This window comes from Paenibacillus sp. FSL R7-0297, from assembly GCF_038009025.1.
Taxonomy (GTDB): Bacteria; Bacillota; Bacilli; order Paenibacillales; family Paenibacillaceae; genus Paenibacillus_AQ.
Genome location: NZ_JBBPAQ010000001.1, coordinates 5,427,011 through 5,445,042, shown reverse-complemented (window position 1 = coordinate 5,445,042; position 18,032 = coordinate 5,427,011). Strand labels below are relative to the sequence as shown.

The window sequence follows — 18,032 nt, the reverse complement described above, 5'->3', positions numbered from 1 at the left end:
AAAAGGGAGGGTTTTGGATGAGTGAAGTTCTGGGTCTGCTTGGCGCAATGGATGAAGAGATTATACTGCTGCTTGAGGAAATGAAGAATAGAGAGACAACCGTAAAGGCAGGGATAACCTTCCATTCGGGAAGTGTATTCGGCAAACCAGCGGTGCTCTGCAAATCGGGGGTCGGTAAGGTGAATGCTGCAGTTACAACGCAGATTCTGCTGGACAGCTTCGGCGTTTCGCGGGTCCTGTTCACAGGTGTGGCAGGCGCAGTGCATACCGATTTGAATATCGGGGACATTGTCATTTCATCGCAGTGCATCCAGCACGATATGGATGTGACAGCGCTTGGTTATGCCAGAGGGGTGATTCCCTACCAGGAGACCTCTTCATTTCCGGCAGATCCGCGGCTGGTGAAGCTGGCGGAGCAGGCGTGCCGGGAGCTGAATCAGAAGTCTGTGACAGGTATTGTATTGTCCGGAGATCAGTTTATTGCAAGTAAGGATACCGTTGCCGTGCTGCGTGAACAGCTGGACGGAGCTTGCGCCGAGATGGAGGGGGCAGCTGTCGCCCAGGTCTGCAATATGAACGGGACGCCGTTTGTGATCATCCGTTCCATGTCTGACAAAGCGGATGGTTCGGCCCATGTCAATTACCGTGAGTTCACGGTGACTGCTGCGGAACGTTCACACGCCATACTGGAGTATATGCTGAAGGCAATGTAAGCTCGGCGCAATGCAACTGGCTCCTATCAATACATGAACCGCTGTCTGAAGCGGACCCGGTCGAAGGTCTCGCGGGAGGACAGTGGAACAGCCTGGCCCATGCGGACCATCAGGCAATTGGCCGGATGGGAGCAGATTTCCGGGTCATCCGTGGCATACCACACCATATCTACGGTCTTCATCAGCTTCTCCATCATCTGCCGGTATTCCCAGACCGTGAGGCCGCTGCCCTTCAGATCCCAATGCCAATAATATTCTGTAGTGAATACGATGCAGTTCTCCAATTGCCCTTCTTCAAAAGCACTGGAGACCAGCAGCTTCGCAAGCCCGCATCCGCGGTATTCATCCGCGACTTCGATGGCCCCCAGCTCTACGAGATCTTCCATCCCTCCCTGGGACCACAGCTCCAGCTCATCCGGATAATGAAAGGTGACATACCCTACTATAACGCCTGAGACCACTGCAGCGACGACGCGGCCTTCCGCCAGTCCTGATATCTCGATCAACGCTTCCAGCTGTTCCTGCGGCTTCCGGAAGGCATCCAGATCCCGGTGCATAGCCAGGAGCTTGAGAGTATCCGGAGGTAAAGGTCCTTCAACGGATATAAGCCTGTCTTTACGCTCTAAGGTATGGGACACGAGGATTTTGCAGTGCTCCATGATTGGGCTCCCTCCGGTTCACTATATTATGGAATGTAACCGCTTCCTGTGATATACTGGTTCCGACACGAAAAATTCACATTTGGCGCGTTGACAACATTGCAGTTAAGAGATTCTTACCCTTAAAGCTTAAATCAAACCAGTAGGGGAGGCAAGAGTAATGGGGCAAGTCCACAGCGAAATTTTGCCGGGCCGTGTGCAGCACGCGAATATGAAGGATTATTCCCGGGCCGTTGACGAATTCCGGTGGGAGGATGTCGAGAGCAGCTTCTCCTGGCATGGAACAGGTAAGGTGAATATGGCTCATGAAGCCGTAGACCGTCATGTGCAGGAGGGGCGGGGAGCAGCTACTGCTTTGATCTATAGTGATACTGTGCGCGTGGAGAGGTATACCTTTGCCGACTTGCGTGAACGGTCGAACAAATTCGGGAATGTGCTCCATAAATATGGGATTGGTAAAGGGGACCGGGTATTCATCTTCATGCCGCGCACACCGGAGCTGTACTTCAGCCTGCTGGGCATTCTGAAGGTGGGAGCCGTAGCAGGCCCGCTATTCGAGGCGTTCATGGAAACAGCCGTGAAGGACCGCCTGGAGGATAGCGGAGCGGTGGCGCTGGTGACTACGCCGGAGCTGCTGCAGCGGGTGAAGCGCGACCAGCTTCCGGGGCTGCGCCACATTATTCTGGTCGGAGGTTCCTCATCTGAAGATCCGGGGCTGCTGAGTTATGAAGCGGAAATGGCTGCAGCTTCGGCAGAGCTGGAACCGGAATGGCTGGGTCTTGAGGATGGTTTGATCATGCATTATACCTCCGGGTCCACCGGTAAGCCTAAGGGCATCTATCATGTGCAGCGGGCAATGATACAGCATTATTATACAGGCAAGGTTGTACTGGATTTGCGTCCGGATGATGTGTACTGGTGTACGGCAGATCCCGGCTGGGTGACCGGAACCTCTTACGGGATCTTCGCTCCTTGGCTAAATGGAGTAGCCAATGTGATCCGGGGAGGCCGCTTCAGCCCGCAGGACTGGTATAAGACCATTGAACGTTATGGGGTAACGGTATGGTACAGTGCGCCTACGGCATTCCGTATGCTGATGGGAGCAGGGGAAGCAAGCCTTCAGGATATTGATCTGAGCAGTCTGCGCCATGTCCTGTCTGTTGGGGAACCGCTGAACCCGGAAGTCGTGCGCTGGGGTGATAAATTCTACCATCAGCGGATCCATGACACCTGGTGGATGACGGAGACAGGAGCGCAGCTGATCTGCAATTATCCGGGGATGGATATCAAGCCTGGCTCCATGGGGCGGCCGCTGCCCGGAATTGAAGCTGCGATCCTGGATGATCACGGCAACATTCTGCCGCCGTATTCCATGGGCAATTTGGCGATCCGGACACCCTGGCCGTCGATGATGGGTAAGGTATGGAACAATCAGGCCAAATATGATGAATACTTCCGGATTGCCGGATGGTATATTTCCGGGGATTCGGCTTATATGGACGAAGACGGTTACTTCTGGTTCCAGGGCAGGATTGATGATGTAATCAATTCTTCCGGAGAGCGGATCGGTCCGTTCGAGGTGGAGAGCAAACTGGTTGAACACCCGGCGGTGGCTGAGGCTGGAGTGATCGGCAAGCCGGATGTGATGCGCGGAGAGATTATCAAAGCGTTCATCTCACTGCGGGATGGCTACGCCCCGACTGCAGAGCTGAAGGACGAGATTGCTGCTTTTGTCAAAGCGGGCCTGTCTGCCCATGCTGCGCCGCGCGAGATTGAATTCAAGGAGAAGCTTCCGAAGACCCGCTCCGGCAAAATTATGCGCCGTGTCCTGAAGGCCTGGGAGCTGCATCTTCCGGCAGGCGATTTATCTACGATTGAGGATTGAAGACTCTATCAGCCAGCCTATAGAAAAGACCGTTCCCTCGGATACAGGGAACGGTCTTTTGCATTTCATTCAGAGCGCCATCCACAGACTGTAGCTTATGGCGTGGTTGCACCGGTATTGCCGCCAGATTCGTTGCTGCTGCCAGACGGTGTTGCTTCATTGCCGCCTGGCGGCTGGACAATGATTATACCCGGATCCTCGCTGCTTTCCGGAATGATTCCCGGATCAGGCGTTGGCTCCGTGCCGCCAGAGCCCGGTACTTCCTCTGGAGGCAGCGTCGGCTCTGGTGTAGGCTGAGTCCCGGCTACACTGCCGGAGGCTGCCTCATGCCCTGCAACGTCTACAGCAGCCACATAGAAGGTGGCATTGGCGCTGGCAGGCGTTCCGGGCTTGAAGACGGTACTCTCACCTGCTGAGAGTACAGCCTGCTTTTGGAAGGAGCCGCCGTTCAGTGAACGGTATAACCGGTAGCCTACAACATCGGATGATCCGCTTGAAGTGAAGGTAACTACAGCTTTGCCGGTACTGTAGGAGACCATCACTTCACCCGGAGCACTAGGCGCGCTGCCGTCATCCACCCGGGGGTCCACCTCAGTCGGGAAGTCAGTCTTGGCATCTTCCGGCATGTAATACGACAGAGATTCATGTTCTTTCATGGCCGGGAAGGCCGCAAGCAGTTCTTTGACCAAGTTCTGAATCGGCTTCTCCCGTTTGACGACAATCTTCTCTTTCAGGAAATCCTCGGGTGTTCCTTCCAACGGAAGGTAATTCACCCCGTTGTAGGTGATATATTTGGCTTTGGAGATTCCGTCATCACTTTCTGTGGGTACGAACTTGGTGTTGAACAGGTCCGTGGTGAATTTATCTGTCAGCTCCGACGGTTTCTTGCCGCTGTAAGCGGAGACCGTCGCTTTGACAATACCCTCAGGCTTCGGAAATTCCTTCGTCACGAACAGCTCCGGACGTTTGTCGATCACGGTATTCATAACCTTGGTCCACAAAGTCTGCGCTTGCCGTTTCTGCGTATCTCCCTGCAGGGTGTTAATCTGTTCTTTGTATCCAACCCACATGCCCAGGGTAACATCCGGGGTATAACCCATGAACCAGACATCCCCGTAGTTCTGCGTAGAACCGGTTTTGCCGACAATCGGAACTTTTTTGAAGTGCTCATATTTAGTTTTGACTGTACTTGCCGTACCGTCGGTTATTACTGTGCGCAACATATCCGTCATCAGATAAGCGGTCTGCTCGGAGAAGACCTGCTCAGGATTCACTTTGTGCTGATAGATAATCTTGCCTTGTGCGTCTACAATCTTCTCAATCATATAAGCATCATTGAATGCGCCTTGATTGCCGATTGAGGAATAGGCATTCGTTAATTCTTCAACGGAAACCCCGTAACGCAGTCCGCCGATTACTCCGGTCTGTGCGTTATAATCATCGTCCTGAATCGTAGTAATCCCGAGCTTCTTGGAGAAGGCCCAGGCTTTCTCGATCCCCACCTTGTCATTGAACAGCTTGAGGGCCGGAAGGTTCAGGGATTTGTTCAAGGCATAACGGGCGGTAACCAGACCCTGATAGCGGTTGTTGGCATTCTTCGGAATGTGGAAGCCTTTGCCGCCGTCCTTCATAATAATCGGTGCATCGTCCAGGATGCCGGCAGGCTGGATTAATCCGGCATCCAGTGCAGGCAGATACGCGGCAATCGGCTTCATGGTGGAACCGGGCTGGCGGATCATCTGGGTAGCATAATTCATTTGCTCGATGTTGAAGTCACGTCCTTCAATCATCCCGAGAATCGCGCCGGTCTTGTTGTTAATCATGATGCCGGCCGTCTGTTCCTTACCTCTGGCCTTGCTGTCCTTCGTGAAGTTATCGCTGTCTTCCGAGATGCTGTGCATCGCGCTGTACACTTTCTTATCAATGGTAGTGTATACACGGTAGCCCCCGGTCATCAGCTGCTGGCGGGCTTCCTCGAGAAGCTGCGTGTTGTCGGTGGGGGTGGCAGCAGCAGAATCCGAACCAGCACTTGCGTTGTCTTCGTTCAGCGTCAGCATAATTTCAGCCGCTTTGCGCTCTGTTTCCATCATCAGATAAGGGAAGGTAGCATAAGCCTTCTTCGTATGCGGAGCAAGCGAGCCCTTGACATCAAAGAGCAGGGCTTCATCATACTGGGATGTAGTAATCTTGTTCTCCTCCAGCATCCGCCGCAGCACCAGGCGCTGGCGCTCCATGGCCCGGCCAAAGGCAGTCTCATTGAATTCGCCTACGCCGCTAAAGGCGGAGTATTTGGATGGGAGCTGGGGCAGGCCGGCCAGATAAGCCGCTTGTGCTACATTCAGCTTTTCCAGATCATCGAGACCGAAGATGCCTTTGGCGGCAGCCTTGATGCCGAATACATTATAGCCATTCGATCCGTTCCCGAAAGGAACCTTATTTAAGTATGCCGTTAAAATTTCCTGCTTGGACAGAAAACGTTCCAGCCGAAGCGACAGCAGGATCTCCTTCACCTTGCGGTCTTCTGTCCGGTCCAGATTCAGGAACACGCGGCGAGCCAACTGCTGGGTCAGCGTACTGCCCCCGGTCTGAACGGATTCGTTCAGCAGCCTCTGCTTGACTGCACGCAGGGTGCCATTGAAATCCACCCCTTTATGATTGTAGAAATTATTGTCCTCTATAGCGAGAACGGCATCAATCACAAGCTGTGGAATATCGTTGAATTCAATAAGTCTGCGGTCTTCTTCCGTCCGGAGCTGGCCGATCGGCTGCCCGTCACTGAAATAGGCAAAGCCGGTAATAGCGTTCTGGCTGACTTCCTGTTGAATTAATTCTTCGGTGCGGACAGGGTCATCTTTCACTATCGAAGTCACGTAGCCTGCCACAGCGCCACCGGCAAACAGAATGCCGAGTATACCGAGTATAAACATCCACTTCACGACTGAACCGAACCTGCGGAGCCAGGATCTGCGCGGTGGACGCTGTTTTGCGGTCTTCTTCTTATTCTCCTCAACCATCGACGATTATCCTCCTTTTAACGGAACTATTATAGCACAATTTGGCGATTTTGAATGCGCTTCTGCCGCAGGGGATTTACTCTGACGCTGCTTTTGCCAAAGATGCTGAGGGCGGAATAGTCCTAAGTGTTGTTTCCGGGAGCAAACTATAGGAGTATCGCTATGCCGAGAGGGGGATAGAACAAAAAAAGCTCCCGGATAAAGTATCCGGGAGCTTTGATCAGATTCTGCTTGCAGCGGAATCTTAACGGTTGTAGAATTCGACGATTTGTTTCTCATCGATATCTTGGGACAGCTCGGCACGTTCTGGCAAACGAATGTATTTGCCTTCGAATGAACCATCAGCATATTCCAAGTAACCTGGAAGGTGGGAACGGTTGTCAAGAGCTTCTTTGATAGAACCCATAGCGCGGCTTCTTTCGCGAAGTCCGATAACGTCGCCCACGCTTACGCGGTAAGAAGCGATGTCGACTTTTTTGCCGTTAACGGTTACGTGTCCATGGGATACCAGCTGACGTGCGCCTGCACGGGAGTTAGCAAATCCAAGACGGTAAACCAGGTTGTCCAAGCGGCTTTCGAGCAGGAACATGAAGTTTTCGCCCGCGATACCCTGGAGCTTTTGTGCTTTGGTGAAAAGAGTTTTAAACTGCTTTTCGCCCAAGCCGTACATGTGACGCAGTTTTTGTTTTTCCAAAAGCTGCATTCCGTAGTTACTTACTTTTCTGCGTTGGTTAGCGCCGTGCTGTCCTGGTGGGAAAGGGCGTTTCAGGTCTTTGCCTGTACCGCTTAGGGAAATGCCCAGACGGCGGCTGAGTTTGAATTTAGGTCCGGTGTAACGTGCCATTATAGTAGACTCCTTTTAATTTGAAAATGTATTGTAGGGCCTATTTGCGCCGCAAATCGTATCCGTGAAAGCGTTAGATGGTTTCACACTGCCGAGGGAAGTTCAGCCGCTGCCCTGGCAGTAACGAAATGCGTAGAGGGTGACACAACGTTACGCCCAATTAAGACTTGTTACAGTCTTGTTCAACAATAAATATTATATGAAAATGACAGTCAAAGTCAAGCGCAACTTAAAAGAGTTTTTGTCTATCTTTGTCGTTAGTTCTTTGGTCCTAAAAAAAATCCCGGTTTTGAGGAAAATATAATGCAATACCTAAGAAAAGGGAGTAAAATATAGCTAATTAGATGTTTTCGGGAAAATTTGATATCAAATAGCAAAGGGGATCCTCTTTATGTCGGAGCAGGAAGCATACGACCGCAAGGGTAGTCGTATGCTGTTACAGGACATCAAGCAATCAGGCGGAGATTATGAAGATCCCACTGCTTGGCTGCGGGAGACGGACATAGTGTCCCATGATTTTCCTTATGCAGCCAATTTGATTGCCGAGAGTTTCAATGAATGGCTTGGACAGGCCGTACCGTCCTTCGCCAAGTCTTGGAACTGGTGTGTACTGAACTATGAAGCAGAATGGATTGATCCCATATTCGAATTCCGGCAGGGGCGTTGGAAGTCTGAATGGGAAGAGGCGGCGGAAGCCTGTCTGCGCTCTGGCGGGATGCATGCCATAGAGGTTCAAGAGGCTGGACAGGCGCGAACATTATTAGCTATGCCGATTTTCACACGCGGGCACGGGGAAATATTCGCGATCCTCGGCTGTGAGATGCCGTCAGAGCAGTATGCAGAAGGGGGAAGACATACGGCAGAAGCGATGTCGATGCACTACCAGACCTGCTTTTATCATAAATTTGAGCATGTATTTGTTTCAGATCTTGCAGGTGTGCACCTGCATGCTGAGCGGGAGAGCAGCCGCCGTTCACTGCTCTTTCAGATTGTCCAGCGGATGCATGACAACATTGATGTGGATGCCGTGCTTACCGAGGTGATTGACAGTATTGCGGCGATGTATCCCGGGGCTCGGCTGGACCTGTACATGTCGCAGGACCACCGCAGTGCGCATCCCCAGGTTAAACCGTTGCCGCTACGCTGGGCCATTAATGACGTATGTGCCAGAGCCTTCAAGGATGGCCGGGTTGCGCTTCATACCGGACGTGAGGACAGCTGTACGGTCGAGGTAGGTCTTCCGCTCGGAGGTAAGCAGGGGGTCTATGGTGTCTTTCATATGGTCCTGGACAAGTCCTCCTTCCGTGAAGTGGATCTGCGCTTTCTGACCATGGTTGCGGATACGGCCGGCACGGCATTCGAGAATGCCAAGCTGTATGAACGCTCCAACCAGCTTATCCGGGAGCTGCGCATGAGTAATGAACTTACGCAGCGTCTCAATCAGAGCCTGCGTCTTGGGGATATTTTTCAATTTGCCTTTGAGGAGCTTCTGGGGATGTTCGAAGCCGATTATTGCTGCATCCTCCATATGAATGAAGAAAGAGGCGGACTCGAAGTCATTGCCTGCAATCATATCCCGCTATTGGGGGAATTGGTGGAGGCCGGGCATGGACTGGGCGGAAAGGTCTATACTTCAGGCGAGCCGCTGCTTCTATCCGACTATAAGTACGCCGCCGGATTGACGTCTAAGCTTTTGGATGCTACAGGCTCACAGTCGCTGATCGCCACTCCGCTAAGTGTAGGGGGAGAAGTTCGGGGGGCTATTATGCTCGCCCATAAGGACGCCCACTTCTTCTCCTATGACAGCTACAGGCTGCTGCAGGCTATGGCTGGGCATATCGGGCTTGCGGTTGGCAATGCGCGGCTGCATGCTGAAGTGCGGCGCCTGGCGAACCGCGACAGCCTGACCGGGCTCTTCGCCCGGCATTATCTGGATGAGGAGATCCAACAGCGGCAGTCTACGGATTTCTGCGGAACGCTGATTGTTGTTGACATCGATCAGTTCAAGGCGGTCAATGACACTTACGGCCACCAGAAGGGTGACAAGATACTGAAGCAGGTAAGTGAAATTGTGAAGTCCTCGATCCGCCAGGGGGATATCGCCGCCAGGTGGGGTGGAGAAGAGCTGGCCGTGTACCTGCCCCAGCTTGGGGTGCAACAGGCAATATTTGTGGCCGAGCGCATCCGCAAGCGGGTGATGGGGGAGACGGAGCCGCGTGTAACCGTGTCCTGCGGTATTGCAGAGTGGAGCTGGACAGATGAGCGAGTGAGTGTAGAATCACTGTTCTACCGGGCGGACATGGCGCTGTATGAAGCCAAGAACAACGGGCGGAACCAGGTAGTGATTGATAACAAAATCGTTGAGAATACCGCTAAGAATCCTTGGGCCTAAGCCTCAAGGGTTCTTTTATTTATTGAGGCTCCCGCAAGATACTTGAGTCATCATCGAAGCCTAAGCTCCACTTTGTGGGGTTGTTTGTGGGGTTGATTTGCGTATAAGCCCTGCAATCAGGGAGACCCTAGGAAGAATGAATGTTAATCTGACCGGAGGTCTTGAATGCCATGATGAAAATATTGCTGTCCCGTCCAGGAATCCTCTCCCTTGTCCTGCTGATCTGTTTGATTCCTGTAAGCGGCTGCGGTGTCATGAATGACAGACCGGCTGCGGAGGATCTGAGTCTCGTACTGGCCGGGATGGACGGCAGTGACGGCGTTTCCTTCGAAGGGGCAGCAGCGCTGCTGGTCGGCGGCAAGGCGGTTCCGGAATCCTCACTCTATTATGGAGGAAAGGTGGCGGAGCATAACAAGGTCAGCTTATATTCCCTGCTGCCGGACGGGAGCCAGCCGGGTACCGCCTCCGAATCAGCCCCGCATCCTCTTGAGCAGGGCTCAAGGGATGTTCCGGCTTACTATACCAGACTGGTGAAGGAAGACGGTGAATGGAAGCCGCAGCAGGCAGCGCCGACTTCGCAGGAGAGTAATCCGCTGGAGGCGCTGAACCCGCTCAGGCAGCTGGAAGAGCTGGAGGGGCGGGAGAAGACGGTAACCGAGGAGGCGGGGAGTGCCAGGGGAACCCGCGTGCTGCGCATTGAACTGACGCCGGAGGAAGCGCGCAGCCAGCTGTCGGCGGAGCTGGAACGGGAGATGCAAGCGATAAGGCCCGCTAGCCAGGTTGCCACTGGAACGGCTGCTGGGGAGCCCGCTAAGGAGTTGGAGGCACGCGCAGCATTATGGGAGCAGAAGCAGGCTGAACTGCAGCAGAGACTGAAGCAAGCCAGTATCAGAACGGTTTATTATCTCAAGGTAGACGCGAAGCGCAATCTGCCCGCGCGGCTGACCTGCAACCGGACGACAACCTCCCCCGGCAGTGCGGGAGTGGTTACTGAGGAAACCTACATTACACAGGTTGATTTCTATGGCTATCAATGAAAGCTCACATACCGTAAGAGCTTGCGCTCTTTAGCGGGCATGCTACAATATAACGGTATATTTATTTTTAGCATGAGGAAGGAAGAGAGAGAAACATGAATGATCCACGAATTCAGAAGCTTGCGGCGAACCTGGTAGGGTATTCCGTAAACGTACAACCCGGCGAGAATGTGCTCGTCGAAATGATCGGCAGTGAAAGAGATTTAATCAAAGCAGTAGTGGAAGAAGTGGGCAAAGCCGGAGGCCGTGCATTTGTACAGCTGACGGATCGTACCGTTCTGCGCAGCATGCTTAAATATGCTACACCTGAAGGCATTCAGACCTGGGCAGAGATCGATCTGAACCGGATGAAGCAGATGGACTGCTATATCGGCATCCGTGCCGGTGAGAATGTCAATGATCTGGCTGATGTGCCTGAAGAGAACATGAAGCTCTACAATTCACTCTATTCCCACCCGGTACATAGCGAACAACGCGTCAAGCATACCAAATGGGTAGTATTGCGTTACCCTAATGCCAGTATGGCGCAGCTTGCCAATACAACAACCGAAGCTTTTGAAGACTTTTACTTTGCGGTCTGCAATCTGGATTATGCCAAAATGGACAAAGCCCAGGATTCGCTGGCTGAGCTTATGCGCAGAACGGACAAGGTGCGGATTGCCGGTCCCGGAACGGAGCTGACCTTCTCCATCAAAGGCATCGGCGCAGAGAAATGCTCCGGCCAGAAGAACATTCCCGACGGTGAAGTCTACAGCGCACCGGTGCGTGACTCTGTGAACGGGACAATCAGCTACAATGCGGCGACGCTCTATAACGGCGTGACTTTTGAGAATGTGAAGTTTACGTTTGAGAAAGGCAAAATCATCGAAGCCTCCAGCAATGACACGGTGCGGTTGAACGAGATACTCGATTCCGATGACGGCGCGCGCCATATCGGCGAATTCGCCATTGGCTTCAACCCGTATATTCTGCATCCGATGAAGGACATTCTATTCGATGAGAAGATCGCAGGCAGCCTGCACTTTACACCGGGCCAGGCTTATGATGTAACTGACAACGGCAACCGTTCGTCCATCCACTGGGATCTCGTGCTCATTCAGCGTCCGGAGTACGGCGGCGGAGAGATTTACTTTGACGATGTGCTCATCCGGAAGGACGGAATTTTTGTGTTGCCGGAGCTTGAAGGTCTGAATCCCGAGAATCTGAAATAAAATGTAAAACAAAGCTCTGAAATGCAAGCTTGCAAGCTTGTTTTCGAGAAACACCTTGCGTGAGTAAGCGGATTCAATGTATCATGGAATTGGTTACAAATGAACTTAAGTTTATAATCAAGTTGTGGAGGGATTCTCATGTCCAGTAACAATGCGGCAATCGTGGATATTGCACAAACAGCCAGCCAGTTTAATTCATCTATCGTTCTACAAGCGGACAACAAGTACATTGATGTTAAGAGTATCCTTGGTCTGTTCACTACTCTGGTATCCAGCCAAAGCTACGAGCTTCATGTACATGGCACAGATGCCGAGGAAGCCAAGAAAGCAATGAGCGAAGTATTTGCTAAGCACAATTTGAACTTTACAGTTGTAGCGGAGTAATCCATTATTTCCGAAGACGTCCGGCCTTGCGGCAGGGCGTTTTTGCTATGTGACCCGTAATATTTGTCCGTTCTTCACGAAACGTAAACTGAATTCTTGTATTAGGTCCTGATTTCGACTAATATTAAGTATAATAAGCAGTAGAAGCTGTAACTTTTGGACATAGGGGGGATAATGCATGACTTCATCGGATTTGCAGGAACAGCTTAATATTAAAGCAATCAATCTTCTACAAGAAGATGCCAATAAAATTGAGAAGCTTATCGAAGTGCAGATGGAGAATTTGGCGACTCGTTACTGCCCTCTCTATGAGGAAGTGCTGGATACCCAGATGTATGGTTTCTCCAGAGAGGTTGATTTTGCGGTCAGAGCCGGGCTGGTGCCTGAATTCACAGGCAAGCAGGTTCTAAGCAAGCTGGAACGCAACTTGGCTGTACTGTACGAAGCACTCAATAAGAAGGCTGAGGAGCGGGAGATGTAATTCCGGTCATTCATAAAAACGCACACGGGGACCCGGGAGGCCGCTCATGTGCGTTTTTTTTGTGCAGAGTTGTTATACCAGATAGAACGATACACCGAGAATCAGATATACCGTGAGCAGCAGCAGTCCTTCGTACCAGTTGGTTGAGCCGTCCTGAATAATCGACTTGGCGATAAATACCGATACAGCAATAGCTACAATCTCGATGGTAGTGAATACAATGGACATGGTGTTGCCCATGAAGTAGCTGGCAAAGATCAGCACCGGTGCAACGAACAGGGCAATCTGCAGACTGCTTCCAACGGCAATCTCTACCGCAGCGCCGATTTTGTTCTTCATAGCCAGCATAATGGCTGCACTGTGCTCGGCGGCATTACCGATGATTGCCACCAGGAATGCACCGACGAACAGCTCACTGAAGCCGAAGCGTTCTGTTAGGGTCTCCAGGGTGCCGACCAGCCATTCGCTGACGAAAGCGACCATAACCGTAGCAAGTACCAGATAGAGGATCGAACGGTTTCTGGACCAGACCGGGGCATGCTCATTAGGCAGCTCTTCTGCACTGTCATCCGTTACATCCGCGAGATATTTCTTGTGCGTAATCATAGAGAAGACGAGCCAGGCCATGTACGCGGCAATCAGGAGGCCGGCGACGACAAGGCTGAGTACATCTGTATCCTTCTCTGTGATAGAGTGGGTGTTGAAGAACATGGCGGGAACGAACAAGGCGATGACGGCAACAATCATCAGCGATCCGTTCAGCCCGGCGAGCGTGACATTGAAGTTCTGAACCTTGAACTTCATGCCGCCGGCAAAAATACTGAGTCCCAGCACCAGCAGCAGATTACCGATGATCGAGCCGGTGAGACTGGCTTTGACCATGTCAAAAAGTCCTTCTTTGACCAGGAAGAAGGCGATGATCAGTTCGGCAGCGTTGCCGAATGTGGCGTTAAGGAAGCCTCCCAGCCGCTGACCGGCATAGTGGGCTACGCTCTCTGTCGCCCGGCCGAGGAAACCGGCCACGAAGATAACCGAGATAGCGGACAATACGAACTGCAGGGTATGGTCCCAGTCCGCATAATGTCCTATGGCGCTGAGGAGGAAGGTGATGACCAGCAGCGCCGGCGAAATCCATTTTTTCAAGGTAAAGCACACTCCAGTCTCTGTATGTAGGTTGAATTCATAATCAATATACCCAAATTGTTCCTGACTGTAAACGGGAATGCGAGAAAGTCATTTGCTTTTTAGCCTGTTTTCGAATTACAATAATTGATAATGAGTGTAGGGGGGATATGGCATGGCAGAACAACTTCAACTTGAAATGGGAAATATACGGATATCGAATGATGTTGTCTCGAAAATTGCCGGATTGGCAGCTTTGGAGACTCCCGGAATTGCAGCCATGTCTGGCGGTTTGTCTGAGGGCTGGGCGAAACGCCTGAGCGGCAAGAATGTGCAGAAGGGCGTTACTGTTGAAGTAGGCCAGTTGGAAGCGGCAGTGGATTTGCGCATTATTGTTCTCTATGAAACGCCGATTCACGAAGTGTGCCGGATGCTGCAGCAGAATGTCCGCGAGGCTGTGGAGAGCATGACAGGGCTTCATATCGTAGAGGTAAATGTTAAGGTTGAAGGCGTGGCCTTCAAGAACGATGAGATCTCGTAAGCGCTAACTGCTTAAGGAGCATAGCGGGTACACAAAAGGCAGTCCGGGGAGTTCATTCCGGACTGCCTTTTGTTATACCCTATTCAACCGGTCAGGATGCAGCCACTTAACGGGCACGCGTGCTGGCACGGCTATTCGCACGCACCTGTCTGACGGTAGTGACAGACTTGACGACTTCCTCTTTGGAGGGACGGTTGGTTTCCCTGGAGATGCTGAGCATAATCCCCATACAGAGCATGGTGACCAGCAGGGAAGAGCCGCCGTAGCTGATGAAGGGTAACGTAACTCCCGTAAGCGGAATAGTGTTGGTCACACCGCCTATATTGATAAAGGCCTGAATCGCAATCAGCCCCATCACACCTATGCCGACCAGTGTGCCGAAGGGGTCTGTACACCGCAGTGCGATCAGAATGCCTCTCCAGATGAAATACAGATAGAGCAACAGGAAGATAGAGGTTCCTACAAATCCGAGCTCTTCACCGATAATGGCAAAAATAAAATCCGTATAAGGGTACGGCAGATAGTGCAGCTTCTGAATGCTTTGACCGAAACCGGAGCCATGTGTCCCGCCTTCACCTAAAGCGATCAGTGATTGCATAATATTATAGCCGCTGCCATCAGAGTTACTCTCGGGATCCAGAAAGGCTTCAATCCGGCCTTGTCTGTAATCCTGATTGGCCGCTGCCTTCTCGGTCGGCGGTGACAGGGAGTCGATGGCAGTCTTCGCTCCCATGACCAGTGCGACACCCAGCACCAGCAAGCTGATCGAACCAAGAATATGCTTCATGCTTGCGCCGCCGGCATAGATAACAAGTCCGCTGGTAGCCACGAGAATCAGACAGGAGCCCAGATCCGGCTGCATCATGATCAGTCCGGCCACAATGCCGACGATGATCATTACAGGGATATATCCGGTTCGAAGATCCCGCAGGCGTTCGCCTTTTTTGGTTATGAGTGCAGACAGGTACAGGATGATGGAGATCTTGGCCAACTCGGTAGGCTGGATGCCTAATCCGCCAATATTCATCCAGCTCTTGGCTCCGTTAATTCTCTCGGTGGTGGCCACGAACAGCAGTAGCACCAGGGTGATGACGAAGATCGGAGCGTACCATTTCTTGAACTTGCTGTAGTGGATATTCATCACCGTGAACATGACGAAGCTTCCCAGCACGGCCCAGACCAGCTGGCGTTTCACGAAATAAAAAGCGTCATAGCTGAATTTCTCACTGGCCAGAGTCAAGCTGGAGCTGGCGCTGAACACCATGACCAGTCCGAAGCCGACAAGCAGCAACGTGAGAATGAGCAATTGGAAATCGGGCGTTCCTCTTTTGGGCAGGCTGGCTTTGGAGGCTATCTTTCCCTTCGCGGTACTCAAGCTTCCAGCAGCTCTTTCAGTTGATGAATATGCTTCGTTGCCGTATCCAGCACCGGTTGAGGCACAGGAGATTCATACTCCAGACCATGGGGGAAAGTGGCTTTGCCCAAGTAGACGGCTTCAATGGCCAGTATGGCATCCGCCTTTTCCAGCTTCCCTTCCACAGCGCGGGTGTTGATCCGCAGGAAGTACTCGCCGCCGTTCTGGCGGTCTTCTATCTTGCAGTCGTATGTAGCGCGGTAGTATTCCCACTGCCAGCGGATAAACCCGGCTTTGGTTGCGCTCTCGTCCAGATAAAGAAGGTCACTCTTCAATCCTTCGAGGCCCGTGTTCTCAAATATCATAGCGCACAACTCCCCTGTTATGAAGTATAATGAAACATTTGTAATTAAAATTTGCGATGTTCCTCCTCATGATAGTATGTTTCACGGGGTTGTGCAAGGTAGAGCGGGCCTATTGATACCTACTTTTTTGTGTTTCTGCTACAATAAAAGATATATGGCATGCTGCGGCCGGTCTTTACATAGAAGAGTCAGACTGCAGGCTTGTCCGAAGTATGCTGCCGGAGAAGGGAATGGAGAATTATGGAGAGGTTAACGGTAGAGGACCTGCTGCCGGAGATGGTGAAATGGCGCCGCCATTTACACCGCCATCCGGAGCTGTCTTATCAGGAGAAGGAGACATCCGCCTATGTCGGGGCAAGACTGTCCGAACTGGGGATTGAAGTTAGAAGAAGCGGGTCCGGCTACGGGCTGACAGGTATACTTACAGGGGCATTGCCCGGCAGAACGGTTGTTCTGCGCGCAGATATGGATGCCCTGGCGATTACTGAAGAGAATGGGCGGGAGTATGCTTCGCAGAATCCCGGGGTTATGCATGCTTGCGGTCATGACGGGCATACGGCTATGCTGCTGGCTGCGGCTGCCTATTACAGCGCACGCCGTGAAGAAATCCATGGCGAGATCCGTTTCCTGTTCCAGCCGGCGGAAGAGGTCTGTCCGGGCGGTGCAATGGGGATGATCGCAGAAGGGGTGCTGGAAGGTGCAGATGCCGTCTATGGGCTGCATCTGTGGACGCCGTTTCCGCTAGGAACCGTGGGCAGCGCGCCAGGCCCGCTGATGGCTTCTGCCGATGAATTTTTCATCGATATTATCGGCAAGGGCGGCCACGGCGGCATGCCGCACCGTACGGTGGACAGCATTGTGGCAGGGGCGGCTCTTGTCACCCAGCTGCAGAGCATAGTCAGCCGGACTGTAGATCCGCTGCGTCCTGCAGTGGTCAGCGTAGGAACGATTCAAGGCGGATCTGCCCAGAATATTATTGCCGAGCGCTGCCGGATTACCGGGACTGTGCGCGCGTTCGATGAAGAGACGCGCTATCTGATCCGCCGCAGAATCGAGGAAATGACAGCTTCCATCGCAGCAGCGTATGGGGCAGAGGCGACTGTAGATTATCTGATGGGGTACCCGCCGCTGGTGAACGATGAAGAGGAGTTTAACCGCTTTTACCGTGTCGCCCCGGAAGCGCTGGGTGAAGGCGCTAATGTAATTCTGATGGAGAAAATTATGCCGGCAGAAGACTTCTCGTATTATGTTAAGGAAATTCCCGGCTGCTTCATCTTTGTGGGTGCAGGCAATCCGGACAAGGATGCTGTCTATCCGCATCATCACAGCAAATTTGACATTGACGAGGATGCCATGCTCTATGGGGCGAAGCTTCTGGTAGCTATGGCCGATTCCTGCCTAAATGAACAATAATGTATTTGTATAATATTTGACGCTTGAGGTAAAACTACTCACAAATGGCATGGTGACATGGCAGACAGGAGGGTTCATTCTTGAAGACAGTCAAGGAAGTAATGACCGCCGATCCGGCTTCGGTCACGCTGCTCGATAATATCTATGAGGTTGCCGTCAAAATGAGAGATTACGGGACGGGCTTCATTCCTGTAGTAGATTCGGCCGACGGGGCAACGCTGCTGGGTGTAATCACGGACCGTGATCTTGTACTCCGGGGCTATGCGGACAAGCATCCCGGTTCCACAGCCGTTGAAACCGTCATGAGCCGGGAGGTTATCTCCATTTCGGAGACGGCTTCTGTTGATGAGGCTGCGGAACTGATGGCTTCAAGGCAAATCCGCCGTATTCCGGTGACCCGTGACAAGAAGCTGATCGGAATTGTGTCGCTTGGCGACTTGGCGGTGAAAAGGATTTATGCGGATGAGGCAGCAGAGGCGTTAAGCGGAATCTCCCAGCGGCAGCTGCATTAAATAGGGTTATGGAAAGCTCATGTCCGTTACGCGGAGGTGAGCTTTTTCAAAATTGAAATTAATATGTGAAAAGCCCCACGTTGTGGGGTTATTTTGTGCTACCTG

The 18,032-nt window shown here is 52.2% G+C and carries 16 protein-coding genes; 10 read left to right on the top strand and 6 right to left on the bottom strand.

The features are described from left to right. The first annotated feature begins 17 nt into the window (after positions 1 to 17). On the top strand, positions 18 to 713 hold the full coding sequence (locus MKZ24_RS23890) for a 5'-methylthioadenosine/adenosylhomocysteine nucleosidase (RefSeq protein ID WP_340787446.1): 696 nt from the start codon (positions 18 to 20) through the stop codon (positions 711 to 713). Positions 714 to 739: 26 nt separating this feature from the next. On the opposite strand, the gene MKZ24_RS23885 is transcribed toward MKZ24_RS23890, so the two are convergent. Continuing rightward, complete coding sequence (locus tag MKZ24_RS23885; RefSeq protein ID WP_340787442.1) at positions 740 to 1,372, bottom strand: GNAT family N-acetyltransferase; 633 nt, start codon at positions 1,370 to 1,372, stop codon at positions 740 to 742. A 160-nt stretch (positions 1,373 to 1,532) separates the two neighbouring features. On the opposite strand from MKZ24_RS23885, the gene acsA reads away from it, so the two are divergent. Beyond that, complete coding sequence (gene acsA / locus MKZ24_RS23880) at positions 1,533 to 3,257, top strand: acetate--CoA ligase (RefSeq protein ID WP_340787439.1); 1,725 nt, start codon at positions 1,533 to 1,535, stop codon at positions 3,255 to 3,257. Positions 3,258 to 3,352: 95 nt separating this feature from the next. On the opposite strand, the gene MKZ24_RS23875 is transcribed toward acsA, so the two are convergent. Beyond that, a complete protein-coding gene (locus MKZ24_RS23875) occupies positions 3,353 to 6,271 on the bottom strand; it encodes a transglycosylase domain-containing protein (protein WP_340787437.1) in 2,919 nt (972 codons plus the stop codon). A gap of 244 nt (positions 6,272 to 6,515) precedes the next feature. Next, positions 6,516 to 7,115 (bottom strand): 30S ribosomal protein S4, encoded by a 600-nt coding sequence (gene rpsD, locus MKZ24_RS23870; protein WP_039297946.1) that lies wholly within the window; start codon positions 7,113 to 7,115, stop codon positions 6,516 to 6,518. 391 nt (positions 7,116 to 7,506) lie between these two features. Between rpsD and MKZ24_RS23865 the strand changes: the two genes are divergently transcribed. The 5 genes from MKZ24_RS23865 to MKZ24_RS23845 all read left to right on the top strand — a co-directional run bounded on the left by MKZ24_RS23865 (position 7,507) and on the right by MKZ24_RS23845 (position 12,620). Next, positions 7,507 to 9,507, top strand: coding sequence for a sensor domain-containing diguanylate cyclase (locus MKZ24_RS23865; protein WP_340787433.1), 2,001 nt, complete (start codon positions 7,507 to 7,509; stop codon positions 9,505 to 9,507). A gap of 170 nt (positions 9,508 to 9,677) precedes the next feature. Further along, positions 9,678 to 10,544, top strand: a complete 867-nt coding sequence (locus tag MKZ24_RS23860; protein ID WP_042235706.1) for a hypothetical protein — start codon at positions 9,678 to 9,680, stop codon at positions 10,542 to 10,544. A 95-nt stretch (positions 10,545 to 10,639) separates the two neighbouring features. Then, positions 10,640 to 11,755, top strand: a complete 1,116-nt coding sequence (locus tag MKZ24_RS23855) for an aminopeptidase (RefSeq protein WP_042235709.1) — start codon at positions 10,640 to 10,642, stop codon at positions 11,753 to 11,755. Positions 11,756 to 11,893: 138 nt separating this feature from the next. Further along, the gene (locus tag MKZ24_RS23850) at positions 11,894 to 12,139 is read left to right on the top strand and encodes an HPr family phosphocarrier protein (protein ID WP_042136544.1); all 246 of its coding nucleotides are present in this window, start codon (positions 11,894 to 11,896) and stop codon (positions 12,137 to 12,139) included. Between the two features lie 178 nt (positions 12,140 to 12,317). Continuing rightward, positions 12,318 to 12,620, top strand: coding sequence for a YlaN family protein (locus tag MKZ24_RS23845; RefSeq protein ID WP_039297956.1), 303 nt, complete (start codon positions 12,318 to 12,320; stop codon positions 12,618 to 12,620). A gap of 72 nt (positions 12,621 to 12,692) precedes the next feature. On the opposite strand, the gene cax is transcribed toward MKZ24_RS23845, so the two are convergent. After that, positions 12,693 to 13,763 (bottom strand): calcium/proton exchanger, encoded by a 1,071-nt coding sequence (cax, locus tag MKZ24_RS23840; RefSeq protein WP_042235710.1) that lies wholly within the window; start codon positions 13,761 to 13,763, stop codon positions 12,693 to 12,695. Between the two features lie 154 nt (positions 13,764 to 13,917). On the opposite strand from cax, the gene MKZ24_RS23835 reads away from it, so the two are divergent. Next, positions 13,918 to 14,283 carry an Asp23/Gls24 family envelope stress response protein gene (locus tag MKZ24_RS23835; RefSeq protein WP_019911482.1) on the top strand — a complete coding sequence of 122 codons (366 nt, stop codon included), beginning with the start codon at positions 13,918 to 13,920 and terminating at the stop codon, positions 14,281 to 14,283. Between the two features lie 106 nt (positions 14,284 to 14,389). Here MKZ24_RS23835 and ftsW read toward each other — a convergent pair whose 3' ends face one another. Beyond that, positions 14,390 to 15,658 (bottom strand): putative lipid II flippase FtsW, encoded by a 1,269-nt coding sequence (ftsW, locus tag MKZ24_RS23830; RefSeq protein WP_340787353.1) that lies wholly within the window; start codon positions 15,656 to 15,658, stop codon positions 14,390 to 14,392. After that, on the bottom strand, positions 15,655 to 16,002 hold the full coding sequence (locus MKZ24_RS23825; protein ID WP_042212854.1) for a YugN family protein: 348 nt from the start codon (positions 16,000 to 16,002) through the stop codon (positions 15,655 to 15,657). The genes ftsW and MKZ24_RS23825 overlap by 4 nt, the downstream gene beginning before the upstream one ends. Positions 16,003 to 16,242: 240 nt before the next feature. Here MKZ24_RS23825 and MKZ24_RS23820 point away from each other — a divergent pair, with 240 nt between their 5' ends. Continuing rightward, positions 16,243 to 17,415 carry a M20 family metallopeptidase gene (locus MKZ24_RS23820; protein WP_340787348.1) on the top strand — a complete coding sequence of 391 codons (1,173 nt, stop codon included), beginning with the start codon at positions 16,243 to 16,245 and terminating at the stop codon, positions 17,413 to 17,415. 80 nt (positions 17,416 to 17,495) lie between these two features. Next, entirely contained in the window at positions 17,496 to 17,927 is a 432-nt protein-coding gene (locus MKZ24_RS23815) for a CBS domain-containing protein (protein WP_340787345.1), read from the top strand. Positions 17,928 to 18,032: the final 105 nt, after the last annotated feature.